At 62.8% G+C, this 17,774-nt stretch carries 18 protein-coding genes and 1 tRNA gene; 11 read left to right on the top strand and 8 right to left on the bottom strand.

The genetic code is table 11. The annotated features are described in order from the left end of the window. Positions 1-154: 154 nt before the first annotated feature. From aceA to ACSFB7_RS04630, 11 genes are all read left to right on the top strand, one after another. The gene (gene aceA, locus ACSFB7_RS04680) at positions 155-1,486 is read left to right on the top strand and encodes an isocitrate lyase (protein WP_435467507.1); all 1,332 of its coding nucleotides are present in this window, start codon (positions 155-157) and stop codon (positions 1,484-1,486) included. Positions 1,487-1,883: 397 nt separating this feature from the next. After that, complete coding sequence (thrS, locus tag ACSFB7_RS04675) at positions 1,884-3,791, top strand: threonine--tRNA ligase (RefSeq protein WP_435467505.1); 1,908 nt, start codon at positions 1,884-1,886, stop codon at positions 3,789-3,791. A 101-nt stretch (positions 3,792-3,892) separates the two neighbouring features. Continuing rightward, positions 3,893-4,516 carry a translation initiation factor IF-3 gene (gene infC / locus ACSFB7_RS04670; RefSeq protein WP_187114405.1) on the top strand — a complete coding sequence of 208 codons (624 nt, stop codon included), beginning with the start codon at positions 3,893-3,895 and terminating at the stop codon, positions 4,514-4,516. 154 nt (positions 4,517-4,670) lie between these two features. Then, positions 4,671-4,874 carry a 50S ribosomal protein L35 gene (gene rpmI / locus ACSFB7_RS04665; protein ID WP_007832497.1) on the top strand — a complete coding sequence of 68 codons (204 nt, stop codon included), beginning with the start codon at positions 4,671-4,673 and terminating at the stop codon, positions 4,872-4,874. A gap of 24 nt (positions 4,875-4,898) precedes the next feature. Next, positions 4,899-5,258, top strand: a complete 360-nt coding sequence (gene rplT / locus ACSFB7_RS04660; RefSeq protein WP_007832499.1) for a 50S ribosomal protein L20 — start codon at positions 4,899-4,901, stop codon at positions 5,256-5,258. Positions 5,259-5,372: 114 nt separating this feature from the next. Continuing rightward, entirely contained in the window at positions 5,373-6,449 is a 1,077-nt protein-coding gene (pheS, locus tag ACSFB7_RS04655) for a phenylalanine--tRNA ligase subunit alpha (RefSeq protein ID WP_435467503.1), read from the top strand. A gap of 58 nt (positions 6,450-6,507) precedes the next feature. Next, positions 6,508-8,949, top strand: a complete 2,442-nt coding sequence (gene pheT / locus ACSFB7_RS04650; protein WP_435467501.1) for a phenylalanine--tRNA ligase subunit beta — start codon at positions 6,508-6,510, stop codon at positions 8,947-8,949. Between the two features lie 2 nt (positions 8,950-8,951). Further along, positions 8,952-9,323, top strand: coding sequence for an integration host factor subunit alpha (locus tag ACSFB7_RS04645; protein ID WP_435467499.1), 372 nt, complete (start codon positions 8,952-8,954; stop codon positions 9,321-9,323). 64 nt (positions 9,324-9,387) lie between these two features. Next, positions 9,388-9,843, top strand: a complete 456-nt coding sequence (locus ACSFB7_RS04640; protein WP_435467497.1) for a MerR family transcriptional regulator — start codon at positions 9,388-9,390, stop codon at positions 9,841-9,843. Between the two features lie 26 nt (positions 9,844-9,869). Next, positions 9,870-9,946: transfer RNA gene (locus tag ACSFB7_RS04635), tRNA-Pro, on the top strand. A 192-nt stretch (positions 9,947-10,138) separates the two neighbouring features. Next, on the top strand, positions 10,139-11,389 hold the full coding sequence (locus ACSFB7_RS04630; RefSeq protein ID WP_435467495.1) for a tyrosine-type recombinase/integrase: 1,251 nt from the start codon (positions 10,139-10,141) through the stop codon (positions 11,387-11,389). Between the two features lie 49 nt (positions 11,390-11,438). Here the strand turns inward: ACSFB7_RS04630 and ACSFB7_RS04625 are convergent, their stop codons facing one another. The 8 genes from ACSFB7_RS04625 to ACSFB7_RS04590 all read right to left on the bottom strand — a co-directional run bounded on the left by ACSFB7_RS04625 (position 11,439) and on the right by ACSFB7_RS04590 (position 17,742). Next, on the bottom strand, positions 11,439-11,540 hold the full coding sequence (locus ACSFB7_RS04625; RefSeq protein ID WP_435468082.1) for a helix-turn-helix transcriptional regulator: 102 nt from the start codon (positions 11,538-11,540) through the stop codon (positions 11,439-11,441). 164 nt (positions 11,541-11,704) lie between these two features. Beyond that, complete coding sequence (locus ACSFB7_RS04620) at positions 11,705-12,391, bottom strand: alpha/beta hydrolase (RefSeq protein ID WP_435467494.1); 687 nt, start codon at positions 12,389-12,391, stop codon at positions 11,705-11,707. A gap of 176 nt (positions 12,392-12,567) precedes the next feature. Continuing rightward, positions 12,568-13,617 (bottom strand): AraC family transcriptional regulator, encoded by a 1,050-nt coding sequence (locus ACSFB7_RS04615; protein WP_435467492.1) that lies wholly within the window; start codon positions 13,615-13,617, stop codon positions 12,568-12,570. A 123-nt stretch (positions 13,618-13,740) separates the two neighbouring features. After that, complete coding sequence (locus tag ACSFB7_RS04610; protein ID WP_435467490.1) at positions 13,741-14,796, bottom strand: NADPH:quinone reductase; 1,056 nt, start codon at positions 14,794-14,796, stop codon at positions 13,741-13,743. After that, the gene (locus tag ACSFB7_RS04605) at positions 14,793-15,806 is read right to left on the bottom strand and encodes a zinc-binding alcohol dehydrogenase family protein (protein ID WP_435467488.1); all 1,014 of its coding nucleotides are present in this window, start codon (positions 15,804-15,806) and stop codon (positions 14,793-14,795) included. The genes ACSFB7_RS04610 and ACSFB7_RS04605 overlap by 4 nt, the downstream gene beginning before the upstream one ends. Positions 15,807-15,817: 11 nt before the next feature. Then, complete coding sequence (locus tag ACSFB7_RS04600; RefSeq protein WP_435467486.1) at positions 15,818-16,768, bottom strand: NmrA/HSCARG family protein; 951 nt, start codon at positions 16,766-16,768, stop codon at positions 15,818-15,820. Between the two features lie 39 nt (positions 16,769-16,807). After that, positions 16,808-17,233, bottom strand: a complete 426-nt coding sequence (locus ACSFB7_RS04595) for a DoxX family protein (RefSeq protein ID WP_435467484.1) — start codon at positions 17,231-17,233, stop codon at positions 16,808-16,810. Between the two features lie 14 nt (positions 17,234-17,247). Further along, entirely contained in the window at positions 17,248-17,742 is a 495-nt protein-coding gene (locus ACSFB7_RS04590) for a YybH family protein (protein WP_435467482.1), read from the bottom strand. Between the last annotated feature and the right edge of the window lie 32 nt (positions 17,743-17,774).

The following is a 17,774-nucleotide window of genomic DNA, read 5'->3' as shown; positions in this document are numbered from 1 at the left end:
GAGAAAAATAATTTTACATTGAGAAATATCTCCGTAACCTGTTGATTTTGTTGATCGAAAAATATGTCTTCTATAAGACATAAGAGTCGAGGATCGAATTACAGTAACTCCACGGCCGCAGCGCCCAACCTTCAATCAACCTCACGGAGAGACCATGCCCCAGACCCTCACAGAACAACTGAGCCGCGAACAACAGATTGCCGCCCTCGAAAAAGACTGGGCCACCAATCCGCGCTGGAAGGGCGTCAAGCGCGGCTACAGCGCAGCCGACGTCGTGCGCCTGCGCGGCTCGTTCCCCATCGAGCACACGCTGGCCAAGCGCGGCGCCGAAAAGCTCTGGAGCAAGATCAACGGCGGCGCCAAGAAGGGCTACGTGAACGCGTTCGGCGCCATCTCCGCCGGTCAGGCCATGCAGCAAGCCAAGGCCGGCCTGGAAGCCGTGTACCTGTCGGGCTGGCAAGTTGCCGCCGACGGCAACACGTCTGAAACCATGTACCCCGACCAGTCGCTGTACGCCTACGACTCGGTGCCCACCATGGTCCGCCGCATCAACAACACCTTCAAGCGCGCCGACGAAATCCAGTGGGGCCGCGGTGTCAATCCGGGCGACAAGGAGTTCATCGACTATTTCCTGCCGATCGTGGCCGACGCTGAAGCCGGTTTCGGCGGCGTGCTGAACGCCTTCGAGCTGATGAAGAACATGATCGCTTCGGGCGCTGCCGGCGTGCACTTCGAAGACCAGTTGGCTGCCGTGAAGAAGTGCGGCCACATGGGGGGCAAGGTGCTGGTGCCTACGCAGGAAGCCTGCGAGAAGCTGATCTCGGCGCGTTTCGCTGCCGACGTGATGGGCGTGTCGACCATCGTGCTGGCCCGCACCGATGCGGAAGCGGCCAACCTGATCACCTCCGACCACGACGCCAACGACAAGCCTTTCCTGACGGGCGAGCGCACGCAAGAAGGCTTCTACCGCGTCAAGAACGGGCTGGAGCAAGCCATCAGCCGCGGCGTGGCCTACGCCCCCTACGCCGACCTGGTGTGGTGCGAAACCGGCGTGCCGGACATCGGCTTCGCCCGCGAATTCGCGCAAGCCGTGCACGCTGCCTGCCCCGGCAAGCTGCTGTCGTACAACTGCTCGCCTTCCTTCAATTGGAAGAAGAACCTCGACGACAAGCAGATCGCCTCGTTCCAGGAAGACCTGTCGGCACTGGGCTACAAGTACCAGTTCATCACGCTGGCCGGCATCCACATCAACTGGTTCAACACCTTCCAGTTCGCCCATGCATATGCAAACGGCGAAGGCATGAAGCACTACGTGAACATGGTGCAGGAACCCGAGTTCGCCGCACGCGAAAAGGGCTACACCTTCGTGTCGCACCAGCAGGAAGTGGGCGCGGGTTACTTCGACGACGTGACCACCGTGATCCAGGGCGGCTCGTCCAGCGTGAAGGCGCTGACGGGTTCGACCGAGGAAGAACAGTTCCACTGATCTGTGCGGATCGATAGGTAGTCGACAGATATTTCGCTGTCACCTTCAGCCCGGCCATGCGCCGGGCTTTTTTGTGGGCACTTGCTGGTGTGTTTGCCAAGTTTCGAGCCGCATCTTGCGCGCGGCGGCCCAAGTGCTGGTGCCGAGTTGCCAGAGCTCAAGGAAGCTGCTGCTGCGGCCTGGGCAAGCAGAAGCTAGAATCTGGGCCTCTGCACTCAACAAGAGCGAGAAAGGCACCTTGGTTATGACACCGCGAACTACACCGCAAGGATTCAGCGGCTTTTTCTTCTTCGAAGGAAAAGGCCGGTAGCCCGCGCACGCTGGTTTCTTCCAGCTTCAAACCAAGCAAAGCGCGGTCGATCACCGCGCTTTTTTGTTTTTCTCCCGAGGTTTTCACATGATCCAGATCACGCTCCCCGACAACTCCCGCCGTGAGTTCCCTGGCCCGGTTTCGGTGGCTCAGGTTGCCCAGTCCATCGGACCCGGACTCGCCAAGATGACGGTGGCTGGCAAGGTCGACGGCCGACTCGTCGATGCCAGCGACGTCATCGACCACGACGCGAAGCTCCAGATCATCACGCCCAAGGACGACGAGGGCCTGGAGATCATTCGCCACTCGACGGCCCACTTGGTCGGCCATGCGGTGAAGCAGCTCTACCCGACGGCCAAGATGGTGATCGGACCGGTGATCGATGAAGGCTTCTACTACGACATCTCGTACGAGCGCCCCTTCACGCCCGAGGACATGGCCGCCATCGAAGCGCGCATGCGCGAGCTGATCGCGCAGGACTACGACGTCGTCAAGAAGATGACGCCGCGCGCCGAGGTGATCGAGGTGTTCAAGTCGCGCGGCGAAGACTACAAGCTGCGCCTTGTTGAGGACATGCCCGACGAACAGGCCATGGGCCTGTACTACCACCAGGAATACGTCGACATGTGCCGCGGCCCGCACGTGCCGAACACGCGCTTCCTGAAGGTTTTCAAGCTCACGAAGCTGGCCGGCGCCTACTGGCGTGGCGATGCCAAGAACGAGCAACTGCAGCGCATCTACGGTACGGCCTGGGCCGACAAGAAGCAGCTCGACCAGTACATCCAGCGCATCGAGGAAGCCGAGAAGCGCGACCACCGCAAGCTGGGCAAGGAACTCGACCTGTTCCACATCGACGAAGTGGCGCCGGGCGTGGTGTTCTGGCATCCCAAGGGCTGGGCGATCTGGCAGCAGGTCGAGCAGTACATGCGCGGCATCTACCGCGATACGGGCTACTGGGAAGTGAAGGGTCCGCAGATCCTCGACAAGAGCCTCTGGGAGAAGACGGGCCACTGGCAGAACTACCGCGACAACATGTTCACGACGGAGTCGGAGAAGCGCGAGTACGCGCTCAAGCCGATGAACTGCCCAGGCCACGTGCTGATCTTCAAGAGCGACCTGCGCAGCTACCGCGACCTGCCGCTGCGCTACGGTGAGTTCGGCCAGTGCCATCGCAACGAGCCCAGCGGTGCGCTGCACGGCATCATGCGCGTGCGCGGCTTCACGCAGGACGATGGGCACATCTTCTGCACGGAAGACCAGATTCTTGACGAATGCATCGCCTACACGGAGCAGTTGCAGAAGGTCTACGCCGACTTCGGCTTCACGGACATCCTCTACAAGGTCGCCACGCGGCCCGAAAACCGCGTCGGCTCCGACGAGCTGTGGGACAAGGCCGAGCACGCGGTGATGGAGTCGCTGCGCCGCTCGGGCGTCGACTTCATCATCTCGCCCGGTGATGGCGCCTTCTATGGCCCCAAGATCGAATACACGCTGCGCGACGCCATCGGACGCCAGTGGCAGTGCGGCACGATGCAGGTCGACTTCAACACGGCAGAGCGCCTGGGCGGCGAATATGTGACGGAATCAAGCGGCCGGGCCCACCCCGTCATGCTGCATCGCGCCATCGTGGGCAGCCTGGAGCGCTTCATCGGCATGCTGATCGAACACCACTCCGGCGCCATGCCCGCATGGCTCGCTCCGGTGCAGGTTGCGGTGCTCAATATCAGCGAAGGACAGGCCGATTACGCTGCGCAAGTTGCGAAAACGCTGCAAAATCAAGGGCTTAGGGTTCAGCTTGACCTGCACAACGAAAAGATTACGTATAAAATACGGAAGCATTCGTTGCAAAAGCTCCCTTACATCGTTGTCGTAGGCGACAAAGAGAAGGAAGCAGGTGCCGTCGCAGTGCGCGCCCGGGGCAATCAAGACCTCGGTGCAATGTCCCTCGAATCGTTCGTGCAACGGCTCGTCCAGGATGTTGCTGACAAGCGTTGATTTGTCTCTGAAACACCTCATATGTTTCTCTGCCAAATCGTGCCGCTTGTCCGCGAGGACTGACCGGCGTTCGCTACAGATTTTGTAGCAAATTTTGAAGGATTCTGACCATCGCTACTGCATTTCGCGACCGCCGCCACCGCGAGGAACGCCAACACCGCCTGAACCGGGAAATCATGGCCCCGGAAGTCCGCCTTGTAGGCCCGGAAAACGAGCCAATGGGTGTTATGAGTCTCTCGGAGGCCTTGCGCCTTGCTGGCGAGGCCGATGTGGATCTGGTGGAGGTCGTCGCGGCGGCCAACCCGCCGGTATGCCGCCTGATCGAGTACGGCAAGTTCAAGTACCACGAGCAGAAGAAGGCAGCCGAGGCGAAGTCGAAGCAGAAGGTCATCGAGGTCAAGGAAATCAAGTTCCGGCCCGGTACCGACGATGGCGACTACAACATCAAGATGCGCAACATCAAGCGCTTTCTTGAAGAAGGTGACAAATGCAAGATCACGCTGCGCTTTCGCGGCCGCGAGATCACGCACCAGGAACTCGGCTTGGCACTCTTGCAGCGCATCCGCGACGAACTGGGCGACCTGATCATGGTCGAGCAGTTCCCGAAGCTGGAAGGTCGGCAGATGATCATGATGATCGCGCCGGGCCGCAAGAAGGTCGGTGGCGGTGCTCCCAAGCCGGCAGCAGAAGCTGCGCCGGCAACGGCGCCCGCGGCAACCGCCTGAGGCGTTTGCAGTAGACGAGGTTTTGAAGGGATTTCGCCGTTGCCGGCGCTTTGAAAGAAGCGCAGGCAGGGGCGAGATAAAGAAGTGTCTCGGGGCCAACAAGTCCGTGAAGTATTCGCGGCGCCTCACGAGCACAAACGATAGGAGCATTCACATGCCCAAAATGAAGACCAAGAGCAGCGCGAAAAAACGTTTCCGCGTTCGTCCCGGTGGCACCGTCAAGCGCGGTCAAGCCTTCAAGCGTCACATCTTGACGAAGAAGACCACCAAGAACAAGCGTCACCTGCGTGGTGCAGTCGCAGTGCATGAGACCAACATGGTTTCTGTCGCCGCCATGCTGCCCGGCCGTGGCATTTAACTCAGACGAACAAGGAGTACACACATGCCTCGCGTCAAACGTGGTGTAACGGCTCGCGCCCGCCACAAGAAAGTTCTCGCACTCGCCAAGGGTTTCCGCGGTCGCCGCGGCAATGTCTTCCGCGTCGCCAAACAGGCGGTGATGAAGGCAGGCCAATACGCCTACCGTGACCGCCGTACCAAGAAGCGCGTGTTCCGTCAGCTGTGGATCGCGCGTATCAACGCCGCCTCGCGTGAACTGGGCCTGACCTACAGCCAGTTCGCCAACGGTATCCGCAAGGCCGGTATCGAGATCGACCGCAAGATGCTTGCGGACATCGCCGTGCACGACAAGGCAGCTTTTGCCGGCATCGTGGAGCAGGTCAAGGCCAAGCTGGCTGCTTGATTCTGCACAGCAGGGGTGCTGCCTTCGGGCAGCTTCCTGCGCCCACGGCTCAAGGGCTGGCGCTTGAAAAGGCTCCAGCTCTTTTTTATTTCCCCCTCGAAGATTTTTGTTGCTATGAACGAGTTGGACTCCCTTGTCGACACCGCACGCGCCGCCTTCGCCGAAGCGAAAACGCCCGCCGAGCTTGAAAACGCCAAGGCTCAGTTCCTCGGCAAGTCGGGCCGCATCACGGAGCTGATGAAGGGCATGGCCGCGCTGAGTGTCGAAGAGAAGAAGTCCCGCGGCGCCGCGATCAACGTGGCCAAGCAGGCCATCGAGGCCGCACTCACCGAGCGCCGCCAGCAACTGGCCGACGAAGAGCTTTCGCTGCAACTGCGCGCCGAAGCCCTCGACGTGAGCCTGCCCGGTCGCCGTCACGTCTCCGGTGGCCTGCACCCCGTGAGCCGCACCCTGGAACGCATCGAGGAGATTTTCTCGAGCATGGGTTTCGACGTGGCCGATGGCCCCGAGATCGAGAGCGACTGGCACAGCTTCACCTCGCTCAACAACCCGCCGAACCATCCTGCGCGTTCGATGCAGGACACCTTCTACGTCGACCTCAATGGCGACGACGGCATTCCCTACAACCTGCGTCCGCACACCAGCCCGATGCAGGTGCGCTACGCGCATCAGCACATCAAGAAGTACGCGGCCGAGTTTGCCGCTGCTGCAGCCGATACCACCGGCACCGTGAAGGCGCCTGAAATCCGCGTGATCGCACCCGGCCGCACCTACCGCGTCGACAGCGATGCCACTCACTCGCCCATGTTCCACCAGTGCGAAGGCCTGTGGCTCGGCGAGAACGTGAGCTTCAAGGACCTGAAGGTCGTCTTCACCGACTTCTGCCGCACATTCTTCGAGCGCGATGACCTCGTGCTGCGCTTTCGCCCGAGCTTCTTCCCGTTCACCGAGCCCAGCGCCGAGATCGACATCCAGTTCGCGAGCGGCCCGTTGGCCGGCCGCTGGCTCGAAGTGTCCGGTGCCGGCCAGGTGCATCCGAACGTGGTGCGCAACATGGGCCTCGACCCCGAGCGCTATATCGGCTTTGCCTTCGGCATGGGCCCTGACCGGCTCACGATGCTGCGCTATGGCGTGAACGACCTGCGCCTCTTCTTCGACGGCGACCTGCGTTTTCTCTCGCAGTTCCAGTGATGCACTGACGCACTGACACGCCTTTCCACACCAGAAAAAACAGATCGAGATCGAAGAGATGCAATTCCCGGAATCCTGGCTGCGCGAGTTCTGCAACCCGCCCCTCGACAGCGCCACACTGGCCGAAACGCTCACCATGGGCGGCTTCGAGGTTGAAGAGCGCCGACCGGTGGCGCCGCCTTTCACGCGCATCGTGGTCGGCGAAATCAAGGAAGCTGAGCAGCATCCGAATGCCGATCGCCTGCGCGTGTGCCAGGTCGATGTGGGGCAGGGCGCCTTGCTCAACATCGTGTGCGGCGCACCCAATGCGCGTGTCGGCATCAAGGTGCCTTGTGCGCTGGTCGGCGCCGAACTGCCACCGGGCGAAGACGGCAAGCCTTTCCTCATCAAGCTCGGCAAGCTGCGTGGCGTCGAAAGCCAGGGCATGCTGTGCTCGGCGCGCGAACTGAAGCTGAGCGAAGACCATGGCGGCCTGCTCGAACTCGACGCGGATGCGCCCATTGGGGCCGACGTGCGCGATGTGCTCAAGCTTGACGATGCGCTGCTGACGCTCAAGCTCACGCCCAATCTGGCGCACGGCCTCAGCGTCTACGGTGTCGCGCGCGAATTGGCCGCGCTCACCGGCGCACCGCTCAAGACACCCGTCATTGCACCGGTGACGGCATCGTTTGCCGATGTGCTGCCGGTCAAGGTCGAAGCGCCTGAACTCTGCGGCCGCTTTTCCGGCCGCATCGTGCGCGGCGTGAACACCAAGGTCGCCACGCCGGCCTGGATGGTCGAGCGCCTCGCGCGCTGCGGCCAGCGCAGCGTGACGCCGCTGGTCGACATCTCGAACTACGTGATGTTCGAGTACGGCCAGCCCAGTCACATCTTCGATCTCGACAAGATCCATGGCGGCCTCACGGTGCGCTGGGGCAAGGCGGGCGAACAGCTCAAGCTGCTCAATGGAACGACCATCACCGTCGACGACAAGGTCGGCGTGATTGCGGATGACCGCGAAGTCGAATCGCTGGCCGGCATCATGGGCGGCGATGCCACCTCGGTGTCGGACGACACGCGCAACATCTACGTCGAGGCCGCATTCTGGTGGCCTGAAGCAGTGCAGGGCCGTTCGCGTCGCTTCAACTTCTCGACCGATGCCGGCCACCGCTACGAGCGCGGCGTGGACCCGAGCCGCACTGTGCAAATCATCGAGCGCATCACGCAACTGATCATCGAAATATGCGGCGGCCAGGCCGGCGCGATGGACGACCAGAAGCTGCACGTGCCCGAAGCCGCACCTGTCACGCTGCGCGTGGCGCGTGCCGCGCGCGTGATCGGCATGCCGCTGACGCAGGCGCAATGCGCGGATGCGTTGAATCGCCTCGGCTTTGCCATCACGGAAGGCGAAGGCACCCTGACGGTTGCGCCGCCGCCGCACCGGTTCGACCTGCTGATCGAAGAAGACCTGATCGAGGAAGTCGCACGTCTGATCGGCTTCAACAACCTGCCGACCACGGCACCGCTTGCGCCCATCACGGCCCGCGTGCGGACTGAAGCGCAACGCAGCCGTTTCGCGGTGCGTCGCAGCGTCGCGGCGCTGGGGTATCAAGAAACGATCAACTTCAGCTTCGTGGAAGCGCACTGGGAGCAAGACCTCGCGGGCAACGCCAACCCGGTCAAGCTGCTGAACCCCATTGCCAGCCAGATGAGCGTGATGCGCTCGTCGCTGCTGGGCTCGCTGCTGCAGGTGCTCAAGTTCAACCTCGACCGCAAGGCACCGCGTGTGCGCGTGTTCGAGCTGGGCCGCGTGTTCATGCGTGACGACAGCGTCGTCACCACCGACAGCACCGTGCGTGGCGTCAACCAGCCGATGCGCGTGGCAGGGCTTGCCTGGGGCGACGCCGACGAATCGCACTGGGATGGCAAGGCGCCGCGCGTCGACTTCTACGACGTCAAGGGCGACGTTGAAGCCTTGCTCGCACCCCTGGTGCCGATCTTCGAGGCGGCCGAACATCCTGCGCTGCATCCGGGCCGCTCGGCCCGCGTGCTGGTCGATGGCAAGGCCATTGGCTTCGTCGGCGAACTGCATCCGCGCTGGCGCCAGAAGTGGGACTTTGCCCATGCGCCAGTGCTGTTTGAACTCGACCTCGATGCGGTCATGGCGCGTCCTGTGCCGGTGGCGCAGCCGGTGCCGAAGCACCAGGCCGTCGAGCGCGACATCGCGGTCGTCGTGGCCGAGTCTGTTTCGCACGATGCGCTGATGCAGGCCATCCGCGCCGCTTCGGCTGCCCAAGGCCTGCTGCGTGATGCGGCGTTGTTCGACATCTACCGTCCGCAGCCGCTGCGCGATGGTGCCGTGGCTGCACCCGGCGCACTGGCGCAGGGCGAGAAGAGCATGGCGGTTCGCCTGAGCTTCCAGGACGACAGCGCGACGTTGACCGACGAACAGGTCGAGCCCGCTGTCCGTGCAATCGTCGAACAATTGGGCGCCAAGCTGGGCGGCCGCTTGAGAGGATGAAGATGAACGCTGCCGAATTCACGCTCGAAGCCCTCGAAACGCCGGCGCTCACGAAGGCGCATCTGGCCGATCTGCTGTTCGAGCAGATCGGGCTGAACAAGCGTGAGTCCAAGGACATGGTCGAAGCTTTTTTCGAGCTTGTGGCCGGCAGCCTGATCGAGGGCGATGACGTCAAGATCTCGGGCTTCGGCAACTTCCAGATCCGCGTGAAGGCTCCTCGGCCGGGTCGCAACCCGCGCACCGGCGAAGCCATTCCCATCGGCGAGCGCCGCGTCGCGACCTTCCATGCGAGCGCGAAACTCAAGGAGCAGATCCACGGCAGCATCGATCAGGGAAGCGCTTCCGAAGTCGAGTGGAGCCTGGGCGCCGAATAGTGCTTGGTGCTGCGCGGTTGCGTAGAGTAATCTCTGAGGTTTCCCGCGCACCGTCTTGATTTCAATGGAGAAAACCCTCCCGCCGATTCCTGTCAAACGCTACTTCACCATTGGTGAGGTCGGCGAACTCTGTGGCGTCAAGCCGCACGTGTTGCGCTACTGGGAGCAGGAGTTCACGCAACTGCGCCCGATGAAGCGACGCGGCAACCGTCGCTACTACCAGCACCACGAAGTGCTCATGATCCGGCGCATCCGCGACCTGCTCTACGACCAGGGCTTCACGATCAGCGGCGCGCGCAACAAGTTGCAAGAGCTCGTGCAAGGCGAGCGCGACCGTCGCAAGGCCGGTGAGGTACCGCTCGAAGGCATGGAAGCGATCGAGATCGACCAGGAAGAATTCGATGCTGCCGTGCAGGACAGCCCCGAACAGACCACGCCGCGCACGGCCGACCTGTCACAGTTGCTGCACCTTCGACGTGAACTCTTTGAAATTCGTGAGCTGTTGACCATCGGACACTGAATTTCGCCCGCTATAATCGAGAGCTTCGGTGTGTGGCGCAGCCTGGTAGCGCACTTGCATGGGGTGCAAGGGGTCGAAGGTTCGAATCCTTTCACACCGACCAACAAAACGTCCAAGGGCGTCCGGTTTCATCCACCGGACGCCCTTTTTCATTGGGAAACTGGGCGAACGGCGTCCAGAGGCATACACTGAAATTCGGTGACTGCCAGGATCAGCAGGGGGTACAACGGGGGGTACGGACCCCAGGAATCCCCGGAAACGGCAGTTTTGTACCCCCAACCCTTGGATGTACCCCATGCCGATAACCGATGCTGCATGCCGCAATGCCGCCTGTCCGCCTGACCGCAAGCAAGCACGCTACGCCGATACCGGCGGCCTTTATCTGGAAGTCTCGGCCTCGGGCTCTCGCCGATGGTTCTGGAAGTTCAGGATCGAAGGGGTTGAAAAGAAGTTCGCCCTGGGCTCCTATCCCGGCGTGAGCCTCGCTGCGGCGCGCAAGGCGCGTGATGCGGCCAAGGCGCTGAAAGCAGCCGGGATCAACCCCATTCAGGCGAGGCAGGTCGTCAAGCTCAAGGCGGCAGTGAACACGGGCGACACCTTTCGAGAGACGGCGCTCGAATGGTTCGACAAGCACCATACGCGCTGGAGCGGCCACTACGCCACGCGCGAGAAACGCAACCTCGAAAAAGATCTGTTTCCGTACTTCGCTGCTCGTCGCATCAGCGAAATCGAGGCCATCGAGTTGTTGGCGGCCCTGCGTCGTGTCGAGGAGCGTGGCGCTCTCGATGTAGCCAGCCGCGTGCTGATGACGGCACGCGCGGTGTGGCGCTACGCGGTGGCGACTGCGCGGGCGCCGCGTGATATCACGGCGGATCTCAAAGGGGCTCTCACGCCCCACAAGAAACGGCATTTCGCGGCGATAACGGATCCGGCCCAACTAGGTACGCTGATACGCGTCATCCGGAGCTACCAAGGCGGAGCCATCGTGCGTACGGCCCTTCAACTGGCACCCATGCTTTTTCAACGCCCGAACGAGCTTCGAGCGGCCGCCTGGGCCGAGATCGATCTCGGCGGAGCGCTCTGGACTGTGCCCGCTGCGCGGATGAAGCGGCGCATCGACGGCAAGCAGCATGGTGATCCGCACGTGGTGCCTCTGCCCAAGCAGGCAGTGGAGTTGCTGCGCAAGCTTCACCCGATTACGGGGCATGGTGCGTTTGTCTTCCCGGGCGAGCGCAGTCATGAAAGACCGATCTCGGACAACACCCTGCGCGCAGCGCTTCTGACCTTAGGGTATGGGCCGACTGTGCAGACGGTTCATGGCTTCCGGGCGACGGCCCGGACCTTGCTGGCCGAAACGCTGGAGATCGACCCGCTGGTGATCGAAGCTCAGCTGGCACACGCTGTTAAGGACGCCAATGGGCGCGCCTACAACCGTACGCAGTACCTCAAGCAGCGCACCTTGATGCTCCAGCGGTGGGCGAACTATCTGGACGTGTTGGCGACCAAGGCGAGTTCTTCTGCGGTTGAACTGAACGCAGCCGTGTGAGAAGGGCGCCCGCCGCGTGATGGCATGGCGGCGGGTCCGGATCACTTAATCAAGGTATGCGTCCATCCATGCGCTCCGCGATCCACGATTGCACGGCGCTCTCTGGCCACGCCGCGGTGCGCTGCCCAGCTTTCACTGAGTGCGGAAAGATGCCTCTGCGCTGCGGATTTTCAAGCTTGTTTGCCCCACAGCGTCACGTCCGCATGGAAATCAACATGATCGCGATACTTCTCCCTCGCCGACGCCAGCAGTGCTTTTCGGTGGGTTCGGTCCTTCGAGCCTGTTCAAGCCAGCCGTGCCTAAAGCAACGCGGTCTTACGTGCTTGCGGCTTCGTGGATCAGCGCCGCCACTTCCGCCGGCATCGACGCCAGCGACGCGTGGCTGGCTGCCAGCGTGATGACCTTCTTCGCGCCGAGCCGCGCCGACATGCGCTGCTGGTTGACTGGCGCGATCATCCGGTCCTCGCTCGAAATCTGATACCACGACGGCTTCTTCTTCCACGCGGGTGCGGTGATCGTGTCGCCGAAGGTGCTGGCCAGTGGCGCCTTCTGCGTCAGGCCCATCACCAGGCCTTCTTCCGCACTCAGGTCCTGGCAGAAGCTCTCGTGGTATTTCTCGGGCTTGACCCACAGGTAGCCATCGCTGTCGGGCGCCAAATTGGGCACGGCCACCGGCGGGTGTTCTTGCGTGATGCCGCCGGGGCTTTCGCCAGCGTCGGGCGCGAAGGCGGCGATGTAGACCAGCCCGACCACGTTGGGCATGTCGCCAACCTGCGTGATCACGGCGCCACCATATGAATGGCCAACCAGCAGAACAGGGCCTTGCACCTGCGCCACCATCTTGCGCGTGCGCTCGGCATCGTCGGCCAGCGAGGTCAGTGGCAGCTCGACCGCGCGGATGGCTGTGTGGCCCTTGCGCAGGAGTTCGATGATGACGTTGTGCCAGTGCGCTGCACCGCCCCAGAAACCATGGACCAAAACAACCGTTGGTTTGTTGCTCACGATGTCACTCCCATTCGATCAAGGTTGATCGCCGGCTGTTTCGACGCAACTTGGTCCGCCGGCGGATGAGACCAAATCAACGAATGGCGATCATTATTGGTGGTGCGGATCGCGGCTGGAATGACCCAAACTCCAAAAAGCTTTGCACGAACGCCGAGCGGTGCGACGCGTGACCTTCAGTCGGTCGCGGCCCGTACCTGCTTTCGCCACTGCGAAGGTGACAACCCGAAGCGCTCACGGAATGCGCGGCTGAAGGCCGCGTCCGATTCGTAACCCACGTCTTCAGCGATCCACAGGATCGACCTGGATGTATTGCGCAGGCGTTCGGTCGCCTTGTCGAGCCGCCAGGCGGTCAGATAGGCCCCGGGGGGCTGTTTGAGCAACGACTCGAAGCGGGTGGCGAACGACGATCTGGACATCCCGGCGATCTCCGCAAGATCTGCGACCTGCCAGGGACGCGCGGGGGCGGCATGGATCGCCGACAGCACGCTGGCGATCCGCGGATCGAGAGACGCCGTCAACCAGTGCGGCGCGGCGGCATCCTGTTCAGCCCAGCGTCGGATGACTTTCACGAACACGATGTCGAGCAGCCGCGACACCATCACGCTGCCGCCGGGCAGCCGCCGCCGGGTCTCGTCGACCATGATCTCCCAGCACAGCTGGAACCATTCGAGCGGCCGTTCGTTCAGCTCACGCAGCGTGATCGCAACTGGCAGTGTGTCCAGCAGGCGTCGAGAGATCGCGCTGTCGAACGTGAAGCTGCCCCAGAACCATGCCGGCGAGGAGCCCTGGCCGAGCGCGCTGCGCGCGCGGTCGAAGCCGGACTGCAAGGCGTCCGCGATGCCGACGACGGTGCGGGCCTCGCCGGCTTCGATCACGTGCGCCGTGCCATGCGGCAAAAGGATCAGTTCGCCGGGCCCGAGCCGGATCGGATCGGCCATGCCTTCGATGCGCACTGTCACCGTGCCTTGCGTCACGGCGTGCATGCTGGACGCTCCGGCGGGAAATGACAGGACGAAGGGCGTCTCGGGCGTGCAGGTCAGGGCCATCTCGCCGCGGATGTGGACGAGGTCCAGCAGGTCCGAGAGCGGGTCGCGCTCCGGCTGGCCGGGGTGCGCAAGCGCCGTCGCGGGCGAAGGTGTGGACATGGACATGGCGGTGATCGGAAATGGGGCAAGGCGATCAGCTGCTGCGCGCAGCTTCTCGCAAGAGGCGAGGACGCTCATCGAGGAAGAGAATGCAAGGTCAGCGAGCAGTGGGAGTTGGTGCTCGACAAAATGTACCGAGCAAAGCGTCATCGACCATCAGCTTCTCGATCGAGCACGAACAGCCCCTGGTTCGCTTCGGACCTAGGCGACTGATTGCCGGAGAGCAGTGTGGCCGTGTCGTTCGATGGGCTGTTCAAGCGCACCGGTGTTGAAGCTCAGCAGCACACGCCCACCCACACCACGTTCCACCTGCTCGTGTGCCTGTGCGATGTCGGCCAGCGATAGCCGTGCGGCGATGGATGCACGCAGCGAACCCTCGACCAGCGCTGCAGTCAACTCGCGCGCGGCTTCAGCTTTCACGGCCGGCGGGAAGTCGTCGCTGCCCAGCAAGTGCAACGACACGTCTGCGAAACCGAGTTTCCAGTATGGAATGGCAGGGCGTTCGGCCGAAGAGTAATAAGCGCTGATGACGCCGCCGATGGCGATGACGGCAGCGTCGGTGTCGATGTGCGCCGCGAAGTCGACTTCGGCGATGCGGTGAACGCCTTGAGGCGCAGCCGCGCGGATCAGATCCACCAGTGCTGGATCGTCGGCCAGCCAGGCCTCGGTTGCGCCCATCGCGCGCACAACTTGCAACTGTTCACGGTGACGCACTACGGCCATCACTCGGGCGCCGGCGCGGTGTGCCATCTGCAAGGCCACGGCGCCAACGCCCGATGCGGCGCCCCACACCAGCACGTTCAGTCCCGCCACCGGACCGCCCACAAACACAGCCCGATATCCAGTGATGCCGGCAATGCCAAGGCACGCCGCCTGTTCGAGCAGGTCGGGCTGCAACCCAAAAGCATCGGGCAAGGGCACGGCCAGCGCGGAAGGCACCACAACCTGTTCGGCCGCGGTGCCAAAGGCGCGGTAGGACTGAGCGCCGTAACACCAGACGGTCTGACCGACGCGCGCTGTGGATACGCCCGCACCCACGGCGTCGATCACCCCGGCGCCGTCGCTGTGCGGCACGACCCTCGGATACGGCATCGGAGCGCCCTGCCAGCCGCCACGCTTCTTGACGTCACCCGGGTTGATGCCGGAAAACGCCAGCCGGATGCGCACCTCACCCTTGGCGGGCACCGGCTCGGACATCTCGCCCACCACCAGCACATCGCGGGCTACGCCTCTTTGTTCATACCAGGCCGCTTTCATGTTGCCCTTTGATTTGGTTGTAGAACTGCGTCGGTCACACCCACCAGCTTGCCGAAGACGCGATTGTGTTCCATGTCGGCATGGGCGAGGGCGATGTCGTCCAGAGCGTATACGTGCGACGGCCCGATCGCAACGGTGCCTGCAGCCAAACGGTTCAGATAGGCCTGCAACACCGGTGCAGGCAAGTCGTCGGCGCCGCCGGCGTAGGCCGTCAGCCTGACGCCGCGCGGGATGTAGTCGATGGGGTAGAACTGGTCCACGGTCCAATGATTGGACAGCATGCCCGTGAAACACACGGTGCCGTGCAGGCGCGTGGCGCGCAAGGTATCGGGTAGCGCAGGTGTGCCGACGAGTTCAAGTGCGGCATCCACGCCCTCGGGCACGATCTGGCGCACCGCTCCGGCGACCTGGCCATCGTCGACGATCACATGATCCACGCCGTGCGCTTGCAGCGCCGCAGCCCGCTCGGGCTGGCGAGTCGTGGCCAACACCGTGGCCCCCCGATCCTTCGCCAATTTGGCGGCCATGAGGCCCAGCGCCGAAGTACCACCGCGGATAAGCAGGGTCTGTCCTGCTCGCAGATCCAGCCCGATACCGAGGGATCCATGCGCGGTTTGCAACGTTTCCGGGATGGCACCGAGCGTGGCCCAGGGCAATGCCGACTCGAAAGAGATCACCTGGCCGCGGGGCACGACGACGTATTCGGCATAGCCGCCATCGAAGGCGCGCCCCATGCCGCCAAGCATAGTGGCCACTTGCTGGCCGACCTGCAGGTCGCTGCCAGGCGCGGCGTCGACGACACCGACCGCCTCGATCCCGAGCACGCGCGGAAAGGTGACGCCCTCGGAGAAACCGAGCCGGGTGTGCAGTTCGGACCGGTTCAAGCCGAACGCCTTCACCGCAATCCGTACCCAGCCGGGGCTCGGCTGCGGCACCGGCAAGTGTCGGATCACCAGGTTCTCCACTGGCCCAGGCTCGCGCAACACTGCCGCTCGCATCGTATTCGCCATTTCGTATCTCCTTACTGGAGGGGAATGCGCTCCTTGTTCTGATCGAGCCACGCATCGAACGTCTGTAGCGTGGGATTGATGGTCCGTGCGACAACAGGATCGCGATTTGCGCGGAATTCCTCGTTGAAGTCGTGCTTGAACTGAAACATGTTGCCCAGATCCTCTGCGCCGGGGAAGCCGAAGGCGCGGAACGCATCGGGAGAGACGTCGTTGTGGATGACTTCCTGGCCCAGTGCCGTGCCGAGCGCGGCGGCCATCTGGGCCCCACTCAAATGCTCACCAGCGACGCCGACAGTCTTGCCGATGAATTCGCGGCCGTGCTTGAAGATGCCATAGGCCGACTTGCCGATGTCTTCCACGGCAATGCCAGGCAGCTTACGGGTGCCCATTGGCATCGTAAAGTAAAGCTTCCCGTCCGGTCCCTTTTTTGGATTCAGTCCAAAGTGGATCAGGTTCTCCCAGTAGAACGACGTCAACAGGAAGGTCACCGGCAGACCAAGGTTGGTGAAGATCTGGTTGGCTTCGCCCTTGGCGTCCATGTGCGGCACCTTGTACTGGCCCTGCAGCGTTGGCATCCGATTGTCGGAGAGCGGGATCCACCGGCGCGTGTCCTCGAGCGTGGACCAGATGACGTGCTGCACGCCAGCGGTCTTGGCCGCTTCAGCCATCCGGCGCGCTTGCGCGATTTCCAGCGCGGTGTCGAAATGCGCCCAGAAGAAGGTCACGCAATAGACCCCGTATGTGCCCTTGAAGGCGCGCTCCAGGCTCTCGGCGTCGTCGACATCCGCCGCAACGACTTCGGCGCCTAGATCGCGAAGCACCTCTGCGTCGTCGCTGTCGGGGTAGCGTGTAATCGCGCGGACCGCGAAGGCGCTGTTCTTGTCGTTCAGGATGGCGCGGACCAGTCCGCTGCCCTGGGCGCCGGTGGCACCGACGACGGCGATGATTTTCTTGTCAGACATGTGATGTTCCGTTTCGGATTGAAGATAGAGAAGATGGGCTCAGTTGAGACCAGGTGCTTTCTGTGCTCGAGCATCAAGGCTCAATGCGCCTGCGCCGACGCAGGCCAGCAGAACAAACCCGCCGGCGATCGAGACGTTCTTGAGAAACATGAACAACTGGATCTGGTCAGTGAACTGGTTGTGAAAAACCGCGGCAGAGATCAAGCAGAAGCCGGCGAGCAGCCCAGCGACGAGGCGGGTGCGGTAGCCGACGATGATCAGCACGCCCGCTCCCACCTCGAAGAGGAGGGTCGGCCATAGCAGCGCACCCGGCACATGCATCGCCTCCATATAGCCGCGGGTGCCGTCGATCGCGCCGATTTTGGACAGACCGGACAACACGAAGATCATGGCCAACAGCACGCGCGCGGCTGCCATGGGGTAGGGGTAAAGTTGCGTGGAGGTCGAATTCAAAGAGGTGTTCATGGCTGTTCCGTTTTTCAGCGCTGTGCAGGGGTGTTGGTGGTCGAGAAGATATAGCGGGCAAAGCGCCATTGGCCGTCAGCGTCTCGATGGAACATGAATAGCTCTTGGTTCGCCTCGGCCCCGGGCGGCTGATTGCCGGAGAGCGGCGTTGTGGTGCCGCTCGACCGGGTGCGCGCATAGGCCCAGTCCCGGGAAAGCTGGCGGATCTCGTCGACCTGAAAGCGAACGTCGAGCTTGATCCCTGCGAACACCTGCCGATACGCCGCACGCACTGCGTCGCGGCCCACCGCCGGAAGGCTGTTCTGCGGCATGAACACGGCATCGTCGGCATACAGCGCCATGACGCTGTCGACGTCCGAGGTGTTGAGTGCCTGCTCGTAGCGGTGGAGCTGCTGACTGATCGCGGTCGTGGTCGCTTTGCCCGAGGCAGAGGGTGCCGCGAGTGAGGTCGCCGGGAGTGCGGCGATCAACGCTGTGGTCGCCAGGAGGGTGCGGAAAAGGGCATACATGGAGGGCTCCTGAGAAAGATCTTGGGAAGATG

This window comes from Variovorax raffinosi (genome assembly GCF_051216615.1).
GTDB lineage: Bacteria > Pseudomonadota > Gammaproteobacteria > Burkholderiales > Burkholderiaceae_C > Variovorax.
This window is presented reverse-complemented; position numbering and strand designations above follow the sequence as displayed.